Source organism: Streptomyces sp. NPDC006283, from assembly GCF_040613325.1.
Taxonomy (GTDB): Bacteria; Actinomycetota; Actinomycetes; order Streptomycetales; family Streptomycetaceae; genus Streptomyces.
Genome location: NZ_JBEXRZ010000153.1, coordinates 1 through 16,711, shown reverse-complemented (window position 1 = coordinate 16,711; position 16,711 = coordinate 1). Strand labels below are relative to the sequence as shown.

Sequence of the window (16,711 nt, the reverse complement as noted above, 5' to 3'; positions counted from 1 at the left end):
CCGGTGCTCGGCAGCGCGATCTCCGTCGTCGGCATGTGGCTGTTGTCCCGGCTCGAAGTGGACACCCCGCGCCTGGAGTACAGCATCTGGCAGGCGAAACTCCGTGAACTCGTCGACGAGGCCGCCGAGTCCGAGACGCGCGCCGCGACCTGCCTGGAGCGTGCGAAGGCCGCCGACGAGGACCGCCGCGCCGCGCAGCGCGCCGGGGACGACGCCCGCCGCACCGCCCGTGCGCTGCTGGCCGAGCGCGCCGAGATCGCCGGAGCGCCCGAGAACCTGCCGGATGAGGCCGGGACGACGCCCCGCCCCGCGCTGCCCACCCTGCGAGAGGCGTACCGCGCGGCCTCCCAGCTCTACGAGAAGGTCGGCGTCGGCGCGGATCTGCGCGCGGAGCAGGCCCGCGCCGAGAGCGACGAGAGCGCCGCCCTCGCGGAGCTCGACCGGCTCACCAACAAGGTCCGCACCCGCGCCGCCCAGCTTCTGGAGGGAACCGACGGCGCCGACGGCCCCTCCCGCCAGGCCGCCGCCGCCCGGGCCGAGTCCCTGGTGCAGATGCTGGAGTCGCGTGCCTCGGAGGCGAGCGAGAAGCTCGGCCGGCTGCGCGGCGAGGCCGAGCGCCTCGCCCCCGCCGAAGGCGAGGCCCACACCGACCTGCCGGACGGCCTCGTCCCCGCGGACGCCGAGCACGCCCAGGTCCTGCTGCGTACGGCCACCGGCGAACTCGCCGCCTGCACCGACGCCTTGGAGACGGCACGCGCCGCGCACGCCGCTCTGCTCCACGCCCACCGGGCCGCGGAGGACGCGGTCGGCGGCTTCGAGGAGACGGCCGCACTCCTGCGCGACCTGCTGCGCGACCACCACCCCGAGGACGAGACGCCGGACGCACCGGAGCCGTACCCGGGCACGCTGGAGGAGGCCCGGCACTCCGCGGCCGAAACCCGCCGCTCGTTGCGCGGCTGCGCGACCGACCTGTCCGCGGCCGAGTCGGCCGTGCGCGAGGCGAGCGACGTACTCGTCCGGCATGCCAACTCCACCCGCTACGAGCAGGTCCGCACCCCGGCCCGCCAGCAGATCCGGGAACTGCCCGCCGCCGCGCTGCCCGAGCACGCGGCGAAGTGGGCGGAGGCGTTCGCGCCACGGCTGCGTGTGCTCACCGACGAGCTGGAACAGCTGACGCGCAACCGCGACACCATCGTCGACCGGCTGCGCGGGCTCGTGGAGTCGGCGCTGGCCACGCTCCGCTCCGCGCAGCGGCTCTCCCGCCTGCCCGAAGGTCTCGGCGAGTGGTCGGGGCAGGAGTTCCTGCGGATCAGGTTCGAGGAGCCGGACCAGGCGACGCTCGCCGAGCGGCTCGGCGAGGTCATCGACGAGGCGACCCGCGCCGCGGTGAAGAAGAACTCGTCGGCCGCGTACGGCGAGGGGCGGCGCGACGGCATGTCGCTGCTGCTGCGTGGGGTTCAGGCGGCGCTGGAGCCCAAGGGCGTTGCCGTGGAGATCCTGAAGCCCGACGCGGTGCTGCGCGCCGAGCGTGTGCCGGTCGGTCAGATGGGCGACGTGTTCTCCGGCGGCCAGCTGCTCACCGCCGCCATCGCCCTGTACTGCACGATGGCCGCGCTGCGCAGCAACGACCGTGGCAGGGACAAGCACCGGCACGCCGGCACCCTGTTCCTCGACAATCCCATCGGCCGCGCCAACGCCACCTATCTGCTGGAGCTCCAGCGGGCGGTCTCCGACGCGCTCGGAGTTCAGCTGCTCTACACCACGGGTCTGTTCGACACGACGGCCCTGGCGGAGTTCCCCCTGGTGATCAGGCTGCGCAACGACGCCGACCTGCGGGCGGGTCTGAAGTACATCAGTGTCGAGGAGCATCTGCGTCCCGGCCTGCCGCAGGTGGATCCGGCGGGGGAGACCGTGCACGGAGAGATCACCGCGACCCGTATGTTCAAGCGCGCCCCGCTGCCCGCGCAGCCGACCGGGGAGCCGACCGAGGCACCGGCACAGCCGGCGGCGGGTCCACAGGCGTAGCGCCGGCCCCGCCTCCTGTCCGCGCCGACCATCGGCGCGGACAGGTCTGCGCGGGCGAGCCCGGCCCCACGGCAGGGCAGGCGAGCCCGGCCCCACGGCAGGGCAGGCGAGCCCGGCAAGGTCCGAGAGGCGCGGCCCTACGCCCGGGAGAGGCTTCCGGTGCCGTGCCGCCGTATGTGCGAGGTCTCGCGGCCGGCAGCGCGGGCCGTCCGGCGGGCGCGGCGGCGCTCGCGGCGCAGTTGGCGCGCGGTGCTGCTGGGCGCGGAGACCACGCCGTGCCGCTGGTTCCACACCTGGCGGGTCACCCACACATCGAGTACCGCCCACGTGGCGGCGACCGTGCTGACAATGCTGCTGAGCACCAGCGGAAACGCCAGCCAGGCCCCTGTGAGCGTGAAGAGGAACGCCGCCATGGCCTGGATCATCGTCAGCGACGCGATGATCACCGCGCGGACCGCCGCCGTACGGACAGGGTCGGCCATGCGCCGTCTTGCCACCGGCTCCTCGACCCAGAGCTGCCGCGGCACATGGGCGTCATACGCCATCGGCGCCGCGTCGCGACGCTCGTCCGTGTCCATGGTTCCTGTCACTCCCCACCTCTGTCCGACATAACGGTGGCTGCCCGGATTCGGTTTCCTTACTCCGGCTGCCCGCACAGCAGCCGCCCAACCCCACAGGACCCACCGCCCCAACCCCCGCCGACAACGGCCGAATTGCATGCGCGTGGCGACTGCGAACCCTCAACGCCCCCGCAGAGAACGACGAACCAGCAGGCCGGATGATTCCCGGGCAGTGAAGAGTTCCAGCCATCTGCCCTGGTCCGAAAAGTGGCGTGCCGCCGCTGTCGCCCGGCAAGGCCCGGAATGCCAACTCCCCGAATACCAGGACATCCCATGATCGAACGGTGCTGCGGAGGCCGAAAAGCACCCGGACGTCTCTTCGAGTTGGTTGTATGACAGTAGTAGGCTCACGCCGTTTGCTGTCGGAACACCACCCGCACCGTGCGGGGTCGAGCAGGGGGAGGCCATGCGCTTTCGCGGGAAGTCCATCCGCCGGAAGATCGTGGCGTTGCTGCTCGTCCCCCTCGTCTCCCTCACGGCCCTGTGGAGCTTCGCGACCGTACTGACCGGTCGGGAGGCGAACCAGCTGCTCGACACGAGCTCCGTCGCGGAGCAGGTCGGCACACCCGTCCTGGACACGATCGACGTCGTCCAGAAGGAACGCAGGCAGACGCTGATCTACCTCGCCGACCGGCGTGCCGCCGACGCGCAGCCGGTCCTGCGTACGCGCCGCGCGGCCACCGACAGTGCCCTCGCCACACTCCGGCGGAACGCGGAGCAGCCCTCCACCCGCGACGACATGTCCGCCGAGTCGGCGCAGCAACTGGCGTCGCTCCTCGACGCCTTCGACGGCGTCGCAGCCCTGCGCCGGTCCGTGGACACCAACACCGTCAGCCGCGCGGACGCTCTCGAGTTCTACAACCGGCTCGTCGACCCCTCGCACAGCTTCCTGCTGAGCCTGCACGCCTTCGACGACGTCGAGATGGAACGCCAGGGCCGCGCGCTGGTCGGGCTCTCCCGCGCCCGCGAGATGCTCTCCCGTGAAGACGCCCTGATCGCCTCCTCGCTGACAGCCCGGAAGATAACGGCACCGGAGATCCGCGCGCTCGCCGACCACGCCGCGCACCGGAAGGTCCACTACGCGTTGAACCTCGAGATGCTGCCCTCCCGGGAACGCGACACGTTCGAGCAGTACTGGAACAGCCCCGAGACCGCGCCCCTGCGCGACACCGAGGAACGCATCATCGCCGCGGGGCCGGCCGACAAGCTGCCCGCGTCCGACGCCGAACGCTGGCAGCAGGCCGCCACCCCCGTCCTCGACCAGCTCGACCGCGAGGCCGCCGACGCGGTCGACCGCTACGAGGACCGGGTCGAACCCGCCGCGTACCGGGTTCTTCTCCTGGCCGGAGTGGCAGGCGTCCTCGGCTTCCTGGCCCTGCTCGTCTCCGTGATCGTCTCCGTACGGATAGGCCGCGACCTGGTCCGTGACCTGTCCCGGCTGCGCAAGGAGGCCCACGAGGTCTCCGGCGTACGGCTGCCCAGCGTGATGCGGCGCCTCGCCGCCGGCGAACACGTCGACGTCGAGACGGAGGCGCCGCGCCTCGAATACGACAAGGACGAGATCGGCCAGGCCGGTCAGGCGCTGAACACCCTCCAGCGGGCAGCCGTCGAGGCCGCCGTCCGCCAGGCCGACATGCGGCGCGGAGTCTCCGAGGTGTTCGTCAACCTCGCCCGCCGCAACCAGGTCCTGCTGCACCGCCAGCTCTCCCTCCTCGACCAGATGGAGCGGCGCACCGAGGACACGGAGGAGCTGGCCGACCTGTTCCGCCTCGACCACCTCACCACCCGCATGCGGCGCCACGCGGAGGGCCTGGTGATCCTCTCGGGGGCCGCCCCGTCGAGGCAGTGGCGCAAGCCCATTCAGCTGATGGACGTCGTCCGGGCCGCGGTGGCCGAGGTCGAGGACTACGAGCGCATCGAGGTGCGCAGACTGCCGCGGATCGGCGTCGGTGGGCCCGCGGTCGCCGACCTCACCCATCTCATCGCCGAACTCCTCGAGAACGCGACGGTGTTCTCACCTCCGCACACCGCCGTGCAGGTCCTCGGCGAACGGGTCGCCAACGGCTTCACCCTCGAGATCCACGACCGCGGTCTCGGCATGGCGGCCGACGCGCTCCTCGACGCCAACCTGCGCCTCGCGGAGACCCCCGAGTTCGAACTCTCCGACACCGACCGGCTCGGCCTCTTCGTCGTCAGCCGCCTCGCCCAGCGCCAGAACGTCCGGGTCTCGCTCCAGCAGTCCCCGTACGGCGGCACGACCGCCGTGGTCTTCATTCCGGCGGCGCTGCTGACGGAGGCGCCGGAGACGCAAGGCACAGGTTTCCGTCTCGACCGGAAGAGCGACAGCGCGGCCGGACGGCGCGGCGACGGCAAGCAGGCGGCCCTGTCCCAGGTGCCGACCGGCCTGGTCGGCTCCGCCCTCCTCGACGGACCCGTCGAACTGGAGGCGCCGATCGGCGCTTTGGGCCTCGATGAGCGCGACCGCTCGCTGCTCGGCCGCGACGACCGGCCCCTGTCCACGGACCCCGGCCGCCTCGCCGACCTGGGGGACACCGAGAGCGAGCGGGGCGGCGTCTTCCGCCCCCGCCGACGCCACGGGGACGGGCCCGGCGAGCAGCACCAGCAGGCGCTGGAGCAGCCCGGTGAGCACCGCGCGGGACCCGTTCCCCTTCCGCGGCGCAGGCCCCCGACGCTCGTCGCCGACCACGGCCGACGGGTCGACGAGCGCGGTGCGACCGGACGTAATCACCCGGCCCAGGAGCCGGGACGGGGCGTGGAACCGACGCCGTTCGCCCGGCCGCCGCTCACGGCAGCGCCCACCCCGTTCCCGGAGGACCGCCGCGACCGCGCGCAACCGGGGCCGCTGTCCGGCCCCACGCCCGTACAGCCCGTGCAGGAACCCGTCCAGGAATCGGCACCGCGTCATGACACCCGACCGCCGCAGCCCGTACGGCCGTCGCGCGACGTGCCCGGCTCGGACGGCGCGCCGCCGCCGCTCGAGGGCCTGCCCCGCCGGGTGCGGCAGGCCAGCCTCGCGCCCCAGCTCAGGGCGTCTGCCGACCCCGACGGCGAGCGGACGGCCGCCCCCGCCCCACGCAGTGAGCCGGAGCGGGACGCGGAGGAAGTCCGCAACCGCATGGCGTCCATGCAGCGCGGCTGGCAGCGCGGCCGACGCCGCAACGCGGAGGACGCCGCGGCCGAACAAGGCAGTGACCCGACCGCCGGTGACGGCCGGTCGGCACCAGGATCGACATCGGACGGATCGACATCGGAGGGGGACGGTCGATGACCGCACCGCACGCCGCAGCAACCGACGCCAACGGCACCCAGCCCGGGGCCCGGCGCTCGGGCGGACTCAACTGGCTCCTGGACGAACTGGTCGACCGCGTCGCCAGTATCCGCAAGGCCCTCGTGCTCTCCAGTGACGGCCTCGCCACCGGCACGTCCCGGGAACTGACCCGCGAGGACAGCGAGCATCTCGCGGCCGTCGCCTCCGGCTTCCACAGCCTGGCCAAGGGCGTCGGCCGACACTTCGACGCCGGACAGGTCCGCCAGACCGTCGTGGAACTCGACGAGGCCTTCCTCTTCGTGACCGCCGCCGGCGACGGCAGCTGTCTGGCCGTACTGGCCGACTCCGACTCGGACGTGGGCCAGGTCGCGTACGAGATGACGCTGATGGTCAAGCGGGTCGGAGCCCACCTCGTCACCGCACCACGGACCGGTCCGGCCGCCGGAGGGTGAGGGTGGCCATGAGTGACTCACTCCAGCATGGTCACAGGTCGCACCACTGGATCGACGCCGACGCGGGCCCGGTGGTGCGCCCGTACGCGATGACCCGCGGCCGCACCAGTCACGCGGGCCGTCACCGGCTCGATCTGATCGCCCTGGTCGTGCCGGAGGCCGCGGCCGACGACCCGGGCCGCGACCAGACGCTCTCACCGGAACACGTCGAGATCGTCGAACGCTGCGGCAGCATCCCGCAGTCGATCGCCGAACTCGCCGCCGGTCTGGACCTGCCCGTCGGTGTGGTCCGCGTGCTCGTCGGCGATCTCGTCGACGACGCGCTCGTACACGTAACCCGTCCCGTTCCGCCGGCCGAACTGCCGGACGTGAGCATTCTCCGCGAGGTGATCAATGGTCTTCGGGCGCTCTAGCCGCCGCAAGGCGCCGATCGAGCCGGTGACTCTGAAGATCCTGGTGGCCGGCGGCTTCGGTGTCGGCAAGACCACCCTGGTCGGCGCGGTCAGCGAGATCAAACCGCTGCGCACGGAGGAGACGCTCACCGAGGCCGGCCGGCCGGTGGACGACCTCGCCGGCGTCGAGACCAAGACGACCACCACGGTCGCCATGGACTTCGGGCGCATCACCCTGCGCGAGGACCTGGTCCTGTACCTCTTCGGCACCCCGGGCCAGGACCGTTTCTGGTTCCTGTGGGACGAGCTGGCGCAGGGTGCGCTCGGCGCCGTCGTCCTCGCCGACACACGCCGTCTCGAGGACTGTTTCGCGGGCATCGACTACTTCGAACGCCGAGGCATTCCCTTCGCGGTCGCGGTCAACTGTTTCGAGGGAGCGAACCGGTTCCCCGCGGAGACCGTGCGCGCCGCGCTCGACCTCGACCCCGAGGTGCCGCTGCTGATGGGGGACGCCCGCGAGCGGGAGTCCGTCAAGGACATCCTCGTCGCGGTGGTCGAACACGCCCTGGCCCGCGCCGACCAGGTGCGCGAGCACGCCACGACCTGAGCCCACGAGGTGACACGGCCCGTACCCCCACCGACAGGGGTACGGGCCGTGGTCCTTGTACAGCCGCAGCGCACAACGGGTCGGGCGTGCGGCTGCAGCCTGCAATCGCCGGGGCCCAGCCGGCGGCAGCGCCCGGCCGGGGCCGACTGGGGACGGCCCCCAACAGGCCTGGGCGGCGGTTCAGCCCTGGCCGGCTGCCTCCTCCCAGCCGAAGCTCTTCTCCACCGCCTTGCGCCAGTTGTGGTACTCGCGCTCGCGGACCTCCGCCTCCATGCGCGGCGACCACTCCACGTCGCGCTGCCAATGGGTCTTGAGCTCGTCCAGGCCCGACCAGACACCCGTGGCCAACCCGGCGGCGTACGCGGCGCCCAGGCAGGTCGTCTCCGACACCTTCGGCCGGATCACCGGCACGGCCAGCACGTCCGCCTGATGTTGCATCAGAAGATGGTTCGCCGTCATGCCGCCGTCGACCTTGAGCGTGGTGATCTGCACTCCGGAGTCCTGGTACATGGCGTCGACCACCTCACGCGTCTGCCAGCTGGTCGCCTCCAGGACCGCCCGTGCGAGGTGCGCCTTGGTCACATACCTGGTCAGGCCGGTGACGACACCGCGTGCGTCGGAGCGCCAGTACGGGGCGTAGAGGCCGGAGAAGGCCGGCACGATGTACGCGCCGCCGTTGTCCTCCACGCTCGCGGCCAGCGTTTCGATCTCCCCGGCCGAGCGGATGATGCCGAGCTGGTCACGGAACCACTGCACGAGGGCGCCGGTGATGGCGATGGACCCCTCCAGGCAGTAGACGGGCGACTCGTCGCCGATCTTGTAACCGAGCGTCGTGATCAGCCCGCTCTTTGAAGGGACGGGCCGGTTGCCGGTGTTGAGCAGCAGGAAACTGCCGGTCCCGTAGGTGTTCTTGGCCGTGCCGATGTCGTAGCAGGCCTGGCCGAAGATCGCGGCCTGCTGGTCCCCGAGCGCGGAGGCCACGGGGACCCCGGCGAGCTGGCCGACGGCCGTCCCGTACACCTCGGAGGAGGACCGGATCTCGGGCAGCATCGCCTTCGGCAGGTTCATCGCGGCCAGGATCTCCGCGTCCCATTCCAGGGTCCGGAGGTCCATCAGCATGGTGCGCGACGCGTTGGTCACGTCGGTGACGTGCACGCCGCCGTCCGTGCCGCCGGTGAGGTTCCAGATCAGCCAGGAGTCGATGGTGCCGAACGCGATCTCGCCCCGCTCCGCCCGAGCGCGCAGCCCGGGCACGTCGTCCAGCAGCCAGGCGGCCTTCGGCCCCGAGAAGTAACTGGCCAGTGGCAGACCGGTGGTGTCGCGGAAGCGGTCCTGTCCGTCCGAGCCGCCCAGTTCGTGGCAGAGAGCCGCTGTGCGGGTGTCCTGCCAGACGATCGCGTTGTGCACGGGCTTTCCGGTCGCACGGTCCCACAGCACCGTCGTCTCGCGCTGGTTGGTGATCCCTACGGCGCTGAGCTGGTCGGCGCGCAGACCGGCCTTGGCGACGGCCCCGGCGACGACCGCCTGCACCTTCGACCAGATCTCGGTCGCGTCGTGCTCCACCCACCCGGGCCTGGGGAAGATCTGGCGGTGTTCACGCTGGTCGACGGCGACGACGGCGCCGTCCTGGTTGAAGATGATGCAGCGGCTGGACGTGGTGCCCTGATCGATTGCGGCGACGAACCTGTCCGTCATGACGTCCCCTTCTCGAATCGGAGGCCGGAGGGCCGGGAAGGCCGGCGGCCTAGAAGGCCGCGTTGAAGATGAGTCCGGCCAGCAGTGCTCCGACGAGCGGCCCGCCACCGGCACCCAGGCGTAACCCCAGTCGGACGTCCCCTTGCCGGGGATCGGCAGGACGGCGTGCACGATGCGCGGGCCGAGGTCGCGGGCCGGGTTGATGGCGTAACCGGTCGGCCCGCCGAGCGAGAGACCGATGCCGACGACCAGAAGCGAGACCAGCAGGATGGAGATGCCGGAGCCGTAGATTCCGGCGTCCTCGCCGGGAATCGGGCCGATGCCGATGCCGTCGTTCTTACCGAACGCGAGAATCGGCAGCACCAGCCCCATCGTCGCGATGATCTCCGTGAGGGCGTTCGCCCACGGTTTGCGGATCTCCGGACCGGTGGCGAAGATCCCCAGCGTGGGCTGGGCGTTCCGGGCTTCGCCGTTCGCCTGGAACTGTGCGAAGTAGACGAGGTACGCCAGTACGGCACCGATGATCGCGCCGATCATCTGCGACACGATGTAGAGCGGTACCTTGCTCCACTCGCCGGTGTCGACGGCGACGCCCACGGTGACCGCCGGGTTGAGGTGCCCGCCTGACAGCGGTGCGGCGGTGTACGCGCCGGCCAGCACGCCGAAGCCCCAGCCGAACGCGATGACGACCCAGCCCGCGGACTTCGCCTTGGAGTGATGCAGGGTGACGGCGGCGCAGACGCCCGCGCCGAAGAGAATGAGTATCGCGGTGCCGATGACCTCGCCGAGGAATATGTCTGCGTTGCTCATGGCGGCTCCTTGGCCCTCGCCCGGGACACCTGCCCGGCCCTCCGTGCAGGGTTCGTGCTCCATGTGCATGCCATGGACATCCATGGCTACGGAGCCGGAGGCAGGGCGGATCCCTGCCACGCCCGGCGTCCGTGACGAGCGTGGTGAGCGTGCGCGCCGACGTACGGCACTGCCGACGGACAGGCAGTTTTCACCGGCCGTGATGGGGCGTCAAGGTCGCGGGCAGCATGCGCTGTTCACGAGGCGGCCGGCGCCGGGAACGAGCCGTCAGCGGTTCTCCGCGAGCCACTTGGCGGCGATCTCCGCCAGTTCGGCGTCCCTGCCCGCCAGCATCATCCGGATCATCTGCACGTCACCGCGCAGCGACCACGCCGGATGCCCGAACGTCGCCGGGTTGTTCCCCTCGATGAAGAAGTGGGCGGGCCAAGCCGTCCCGTAGCCGATCAGCGGCAGAGCGGCCGCGTAACGCTTCCGCCCCCGCGCCAGACCGTAGGCGGTGACCGCGAGCCCGGTCAGCGTGCCCGTCAGATGCACCCACCGGGTCGCCGCCCGGGAGTGCATCGCGACGTAGTAGGGCCAGAACTCCTCGTACGACTGGAAAGTCTGCTGCTGCGTCATGTCGGCACGTTAGCCGCCGCAGCGCCCCGCGTCAGCCCGCCCGGTGCCCCGCGACCGAACGCACCGCCACCGGGAAGTCGAAGTACCTGTCGGGGAACGGCTCCGGCTTGTACGTGAAGTGCCACCACTCCTCCGGCAGGTTCACGAAACCGACCGCGGCGAGGGCGCCCCTCAGCAGATCCCGGTGGGCGCGCTGCTCGCCGGTGATCCGCGGATCGTCGGTGTGCGACAGGGTGTCGAAGCAGTCGTACCCGGTACCCATGTCCACCGAGTTGTCCGGGAACCGTTCCGCCTGCGGCGCGTAGCACGGCGCGAGCGGCTCACCCGGCACATACGGCCGGGTCGGCAGGGCGGGCAGCTTCACGATCGTCAGGTCCACCGTGCTGCCGCGGCTGTGCCCGGACTTCTCGGCGATGTAACCGTCCGCGAACAGACGCGACTTGTCGACTTGCGGATAGAACTCCTTCTTCATCGCCTCGTCCTCGAGATCCTTCGCCCATCGTACGAAGTGGTCGACGGCACGCTGCGGGCGGTAGCAGTCGTACACCTTCAGCGAGTACCCCTGCCGCAGCAGCGCCGACTGCGCCCGGCGCAGGGCCTGCGCCGCGGGCCGCGTGACGATGCACACCGGCTGCCGATAGCCGTCGACCGGCTCGCCCACGAAGTTGTGCGGCGTCGTGTAGCGCATCTCCTGGATGATCGTCGGCGCCACGGAGCGCAGCGCCACGAACTCCCGCGGCGCCTTGGGTTCGGGAACCGCCCGGGCGACGGGAGCCGCTGTGGTGACGGTGAACAGAGCGGCGGCTGTGGCGGTCAGAGCACACACGGCGGAACCAAGTCGAGTCATGCGCCCACCATTTACCAGGTACCGGCCCGCCGGGAAAGAGTGATCGGATACAGTCCGCGCGTGTCGAAGGACTCCCACTGCGGCCACTGCGGGGCGCCGTACGGCTCCACCGCGGGCTGGCCCCGCACCTGTGCCTCCTGCGGCGAGATCGCCTACCGCAATCCGCTGCCGGTCGCCGTCGCTCTGCTGCCCGTGCACGATGCGCACGGCACCGGGCTCGTCGTCATCACCCGCACGATCGCTCCCGCCCTCGGCGGAACCGCGTTGCCCGGCGGATTCATCGACCACGGCGAGGACTGGCGGCACGCGGTGGTGCGCGAGCTGCGGGAGGAGACCGGTATCGAGGCTTCAGAGCGGGACGTGCGGCTCGCCGACGCCCTCAGTTCCCCGGCCGGACATCTGCTCGTCTTCGGGCTGCTCCCCGAGCGTCCGGCCGCCGAACTGCCGCCGTCCGTCCCGACCGACGAGACCGACGGCTGGCGGCTGCTGCGCGGCCCCGCGGACCTCGCGTTCCCCCTCCACACCATCGCGGCGCGGAACTGGTTCGCCGGCGTCTACGCCGGTTGAGGGCGCGCCTGCCGTACTGGAGGCACGCCCGGCCGAACGAGCCCGTCCAACGGCGCGTCGGCCGCCGCGCAACAGGGCTCCCGTCACTCCAGGCCCCGCACCCGTACCGGCCCCTCGGCCGCGACCGGTCCGCCGTCCGTGACCCGTTTCACCACGACCCGCCCCTTCACCCGGCGGGTCGTCCAGCGCTCGACCTCCGGCTCGGTCCAGCCGTCTCCGGGGTCCCGCACCACCAGCCCGCCACCCGTGCGTCCCACGGCCGGCGCCCAGACCTCCAGCACGACCCGGTCCGCTCCGCCGCCCTCTTCGCCCGCCGTGTCGAGCACCGGCAGCACCGCGCCCGCACGTGCGAGCACCGGGATCCGGGACAGCGGTGCGTCGACGAGCACTTGGCCGGGACCGTCGTAGGCCCGGCCGGTGGCCGTGTCGTACCACCGGCCGCGCGGCAGCCGCACCGCACGCCGGTCCGTGCCCCGCTCCAGCACCGGAGCCACGAGCAGCGAGTCGCCCAGCAGGAAGGCGTCCTCGCAGTCCCGCAGCGCCCGGTCCTCCGGGCATCCCCACCACAGCGGACGCACATAAGGCGCCCCGGTCAGCCGGGCCAGCTGCGCCAGTGTCACGAAGTACGGGCCGAGCCGCGCCCGTTCCACCAGGACGGCCCTCGCGTGCGCCGCCACCTCGGGGCCGTACGCCCGCGGCGAAGTGGCCTCCTTCGTGCGCAGCAGCGGCAGGTACGCCGCCAGCTGGAGCCGCCGCAGATACAGCTCCGACGACCCCCCTTCGGCGCCCACATCCCTCCCCGCATACGGAACACCGCACAGCCCGAGCCCCAGCACCAGCGACAGCGTTGCCCGCAGCCCCGGCCAGCCCGCCGAGACCTCCCCGGACCAGGCGCCGCCGTACCGCTGCATACCCGCCCATCCGGAGCGGGAGACAAGGAACGGCCGCTCGTCCGGACGCAGCCGCCGCAGCGCCTCGTAAGCGGCCCGTGCCATCTCCAGCGCGTACACGTTGTGCGCCTCCCGATGGTCGCCGGGGTGCCCGTCCAGCGCGTGCCGCGACGACCGGGGGAGCGTCGTACCGCCGAAGGCGGTGCACGCCATCGGCTCGTTCCGGTCGTGCCACACACCCGAGAAGCCCTGCGCGAGCCCCTCCTCGTACAGCTCTCCCCACCACTCGCGCGCCCGCGGCTCTGTGAAGTCGGGGAAGACGCACTCCTGCGGACCTGCCGTGCCCCGTACCTCGACGCCCCTGGCGTCCCGCACGAACAGCCCCGCCGAGGACCCCCTGTCGTACACCGCCTCTCCTGGCACGGCGCTCACCGCCGGGGCCACCGCACGGACCAGTCGCACCCCTTCCTCGCGCAGATCCTTCGCGATCTCCGGCAGGGAGGGGAAACGATCACCGTCGCCCGAGAGCCCGGACGGCGCACCGCCGAATCCGTCGCCGACAGGGCCGGAGACATGAACGGCCGACAGCGGAAGTCCCAGCTCACGATGGGCGTCGGCGGCCCGGCGCAGCTCCTCCTCGCTGTCGGTCCGGACGACGCGCTGCACGCCCAGCGCCCACGACGGGGGCAGCGCGGGCGTCCCCGTCAGCTGCGCCCAGCCGAAGAGGACCCGCGCGGGCATGCCCACCAGCACCCAGCTGCGCAGCGGCCCGCCCTCCATCCGCAACTCGACGGTGCCTGGCCGGTCGTGGCCGGACCCTGCCCCCTCCTCGCCCTCGCGGACGCTGACCCTGCCCTCCCATGTGTTGTCGTGGAATGCGAGATGGGTGGCCGCGTCGGCCACCACCAGCTGCACCGGCATGGTGATGTGCAACGGGTCCTCGCCCGGACGGAACCCTTCCCGCGGCGCCGTGTTCCACAGCCGGTAGACACCGTCCCGCAGCCGCGGTCCCGAAGCCCGCCCGCCGAGCCCGAAGAGGCGCGCGTCGGCCGCGATCTCGCTGCGCTGCACCCAGCGCGCCGCCCCTCCGCCGACCGGCTCCCACCAGCGCGGCGGCAGATCCCGCCGCAGCACCACGCCGCCCGGCGTACGGATCTCCACCCCGCCGTGCCGCGAGACCTCGACCGTCAGCCGCTCGGAGACCACGCGCCAACCGCCGTCCTTGTCCGGCTCGAGCTCCACCCGGGCATCGGGCTCGGGAGGTGCACCGGCCAGGGCGTAGGAGGGCTCAGGCAGCGCACCGTCCCATCCCAGGAACACCGCCCCGCCCACCGCCACCACGATGCGCAGCTCGGAACGGGCGAACCGCACGACGCCCCCACCGGGCAGCGGTTCCGCGCCGGTGGCCGGGCCCGGCACTCTGGCCCGCTCCGGGCCCCTGGCCGGCAGGCCCACGGCATCGGCACGGTGCCGGCGCCACGCCGAGCGGGCGGCCCGCAGCCCCTGTGCCGTAGCGAACGTCCTCACCGAGCGCACCAGATTACGACCGTCCATGTGGATCACCCTGCCATTCGGGCGCGTACGCAGATGCGCTGTTCAACTGCCGTTCACCCGTGGTGGGAGCACATATTCTCCAAGCTGACCATGGGGGATCAGCCCTGGTGCGAAAGACGATCACATGGCATCGTCCTGCTCAGCCGCGTCCGCGCACACCCCGCCCGTGCGCGGCGGCACGCACACACCGCGTAGAGCCAGCCCGGGAGCCGACCAATGACCTCAAGCGCGAATCCTGCCCCTCTCTGGCAGCCCGACCCCGGCCGCATCGCCGCCGCCCGGATCACCCGATTCCAGGCCTGGGCCGCCGAGCGCCACGGGGCACCCGCCGAGGGCGGCTACCAGACGCTGCACCGCTGGTCCGTCGACGAGCTGGAGACGTTCTGGCAGGCGGTCGCCGAATGGTTCGAGATCCGCTTCTCGACGCCGTACTCGCGCGTCCTCGCAGACCGCGCGATGCCCGGCGCCCAGTGGTTCCCCGGCGCCACCGTCAACTACGCCGAGCACGCCCTGCGCACCGCCGAAGATCCAGCGCGTGCCCATGATCCCGCGCTGCTGTATGTGGACGAGACACATGAGTCGACACCCATCAGCTGGTCCGAGCTCCGGCGCCAGGTCGGCGCGCTCGCCGCCGAGCTGCGCGCCCTCGGCGTCCGCCCCGGGGACCGCGTCAGCGGCTACCTCCCCAACATCCCGCAGGCCGTCACCGCGCTCCTCGCCACCGCCGCCGTCGGAGCGGTGTGGACCTCCTGCGCCCCCGACTTCGGCGCCCGCAGCGTGCTCGACCGATTCCAGCAGGTCGAACCCGTCGTCCTGTTCACCGTCGACGGCTACCGCTACGGCGGCAAGGAGCACGACCGCACGGAGACCGTCGCCGAGCTGCGCCGTGAACTGCCCACCCTGCGTGCGGTCGTCCACATCCCGCTGCTCGGGACCGACGCCCCCGAAGGCGCCCTCGACTGGGCCGCGGTGACCGCGGGAGACGCCGAGCCGGTCTTCGAACAGGTCCCCTTCGACCACCCGCTGTGGGTGCTGTACTCCTCCGGCACCACCGGCCTGCCCAAGGCCATCGTCCAGTCCCAGGGCGGCATCCTGCTGGAGCACTTCAAGCAGCTCGGCCTCCACTGCGACCTCGGCCCCGGCGACCGGTTCTTCTGGTACACCTCCACCGGCTGGATGATGTGGAACTTCCTCGTCTCCGGCCTGCTCACCGGCACCACCGTCGTCCTCTACGACGGCAGCCCCGGCTATCCCGACACCGGCGCCCAGTGGCGGGTCGCGGAACGCACGGAGGCAACCTTGTTCGGTACCTCCGCCGCCTACGTCATGGCCTGCGCCAAGGCGGACGTCCATCCCGGACGGGACTTCGACCTCTCCCGCGTCAAGTGTGTCGCCACCACCGGCTCCCCGCTGCCGCCGGACGGCTTCCGCTGGCTGCACGACGAGGTGGCGGACAACCTGTGGATCGCCTCCGTCAGCGGCGGCACCGACGTGTGCAGCTGCTTCGCCGGGGCCGTGCCCACGCTCCCCGTCGAGATCGGCGAGCTGCAGGCCGCGTGCCTCGGCACCGACCTGCAGTCGTGGGATCCGCAGGGCAAACCGGTCGTCGGCGAGGTCGGTGAACTGGTGGTCACCAACCCGATGCCCTCGATGCCGATCCGGTTCTGGAACGACCCCGACGGCAGCCGCTACCGCGACAGCTACTTCGAGATGTACCCCGGCGTGTGGCGACACGGGGACTGGATCACCATCACCGACCGCGGCTCCGTGATCATCCACGGCCGCTCCGACTCCACGCTCAACCGCCAGGGCGTCCGCATGGGTTCGGCCGACATCTACGAGGTCGTCGAACGCCTCCCCGAGATCCGCGAGTCGCTCGTCATCGGCCTCGAGGAGCCGGACGGCGGCTACTGGATGCCTCTCTTCGTCCACCTCGCCGAAGGCGCCGACCTCGACGACGGCCTGCGCAACCGGATCAAGCAGTCCATCCGCGAGAACCTCTCGCCGCGGCACGTCCCCGACGACATCATCGAGGTCCCCGGCGTCCCCCACACCCTCACCGGCAAGCGCATCGAGGTCCCGGTCAAACGGCTCCTCCAGGGCACCGCGCTCGCCAAGGCGGTCAACCCGGGCTCCGTGGACAACCTCGAACTCCTCCGGTTCTACGAGGAGATCGCCCGCACCCGCAAGTAGACGTTCTGCGAAAGACCCCCACACCCCCAGTCGGCGCCGGTCGCCGCCAACCCCCGTGGTCTCCGACAAAGCCCACCCACACACCCCCGAAGACCCAAGCCCGCCGACCTGTAAGACACAACGGAAGAGCCAGCGGGAGGGAAAGCGGGAGG

Annotated in this window: 11 protein-coding genes and 2 pseudogenes; 7 read left to right on the top strand and 6 right to left on the bottom strand. The window is 71.9% G+C overall.

The features are described 5' to 3' along the window. Window positions 1-2,025 (top strand): annotated as a pseudogene (locus tag ABZ070_RS26095) (hypothetical protein); the annotation flags it as partial. Window positions 2,026-2,162: 137 nt separating this feature from the next. Here the strand turns inward: ABZ070_RS26095 and ABZ070_RS26090 are convergent. After that, complete coding sequence (locus ABZ070_RS26090) at window positions 2,163-2,603, bottom strand: hypothetical protein (protein ID WP_356637763.1); 441 nt, start codon at window positions 2,601-2,603, stop codon at window positions 2,163-2,165. Window positions 2,604-3,051: 448 nt separating this feature from the next. On the opposite strand from ABZ070_RS26090, the gene ABZ070_RS26085 reads away from it, so the two are divergent. Genes ABZ070_RS26085 through ABZ070_RS26070 form a run of 4 tightly spaced genes read left to right on the top strand, consistent with a single transcriptional unit; the run spans window position 3,052 to window position 7,385 of the window. Continuing rightward, window positions 3,052-5,934, top strand: a complete 2,883-nt coding sequence (locus ABZ070_RS26085) for a nitrate- and nitrite sensing domain-containing protein (protein WP_356637762.1) — start codon at window positions 3,052-3,054, stop codon at window positions 5,932-5,934. After that, window positions 5,931-6,386 carry a roadblock/LC7 domain-containing protein gene (locus tag ABZ070_RS26080; protein WP_356637761.1) on the top strand — a complete coding sequence of 152 codons (456 nt, stop codon included), beginning with the start codon at window positions 5,931-5,933 and terminating at the stop codon, window positions 6,384-6,386. Before ABZ070_RS26085 ends, ABZ070_RS26080 begins: the two co-directional genes overlap by 4 nt. Before the next feature lie 8 nt (window positions 6,387-6,394). Beyond that, complete coding sequence (locus tag ABZ070_RS26075) at window positions 6,395-6,799, top strand: DUF742 domain-containing protein (RefSeq protein ID WP_356637760.1); 405 nt, start codon at window positions 6,395-6,397, stop codon at window positions 6,797-6,799. Next, window positions 6,780-7,385 (top strand): ATP/GTP-binding protein, encoded by a 606-nt coding sequence (locus tag ABZ070_RS26070; RefSeq protein ID WP_356637759.1) that lies wholly within the window; start codon window positions 6,780-6,782, stop codon window positions 7,383-7,385. Before ABZ070_RS26075 ends, ABZ070_RS26070 begins: the two co-directional genes overlap by 20 nt. Window positions 7,386-7,565: 180 nt before the next feature. Here the strand turns inward: ABZ070_RS26070 and glpK are convergent, their stop codons facing one another. From glpK to ABZ070_RS26050, 4 genes and pseudogenes are all read right to left on the bottom strand, one after another. Beyond that, window positions 7,566-9,080: a glycerol kinase GlpK gene (glpK, locus tag ABZ070_RS26065; RefSeq protein ID WP_356637764.1), complete on the bottom strand. Its 1,515-nt coding sequence runs from the start codon at window positions 9,078-9,080 to the stop codon at window positions 7,566-7,568. 111 nt (window positions 9,081-9,191) lie between these two features. Next, window positions 9,192-9,890: pseudogene (locus ABZ070_RS26060) on the bottom strand (MIP/aquaporin family protein); the annotation flags it as partial. Between the two features lie 267 nt (window positions 9,891-10,157). After that, a complete protein-coding gene (locus ABZ070_RS26055; RefSeq protein ID WP_356637758.1) occupies window positions 10,158-10,508 on the bottom strand; it encodes a DUF962 domain-containing protein in 351 nt (116 codons plus the stop codon). A 31-nt stretch (window positions 10,509-10,539) separates the two neighbouring features. Continuing rightward, window positions 10,540-11,355 (bottom strand): M15 family metallopeptidase, encoded by an 816-nt coding sequence (locus ABZ070_RS26050; RefSeq protein ID WP_356637757.1) that lies wholly within the window; start codon window positions 11,353-11,355, stop codon window positions 10,540-10,542. A 39-nt stretch (window positions 11,356-11,394) separates the two neighbouring features. Here ABZ070_RS26050 and ABZ070_RS26045 point away from each other — a divergent pair, with 39 nt between their 5' ends. Further along, entirely contained in the window at window positions 11,395-11,922 is a 528-nt protein-coding gene (locus ABZ070_RS26045) for an NUDIX domain-containing protein (protein ID WP_356637756.1), read from the top strand. 83 nt (window positions 11,923-12,005) lie between these two features. Here the strand turns inward: ABZ070_RS26045 and ABZ070_RS26040 are convergent, their stop codons facing one another. Next, window positions 12,006-14,366, bottom strand: coding sequence for a glycoside hydrolase family 31 protein (locus ABZ070_RS26040; RefSeq protein ID WP_356637755.1), 2,361 nt, complete (start codon window positions 14,364-14,366; stop codon window positions 12,006-12,008). Between the two features lie 216 nt (window positions 14,367-14,582). Here ABZ070_RS26040 and ABZ070_RS26035 point away from each other — a divergent pair, with 216 nt between their 5' ends. Beyond that, window positions 14,583-16,559: an acetoacetate--CoA ligase gene (locus tag ABZ070_RS26035; protein WP_356637754.1), complete on the top strand. Its 1,977-nt coding sequence runs from the start codon at window positions 14,583-14,585 to the stop codon at window positions 16,557-16,559. The last annotated feature ends 152 nt before the right edge of the window (window positions 16,560-16,711 follow it).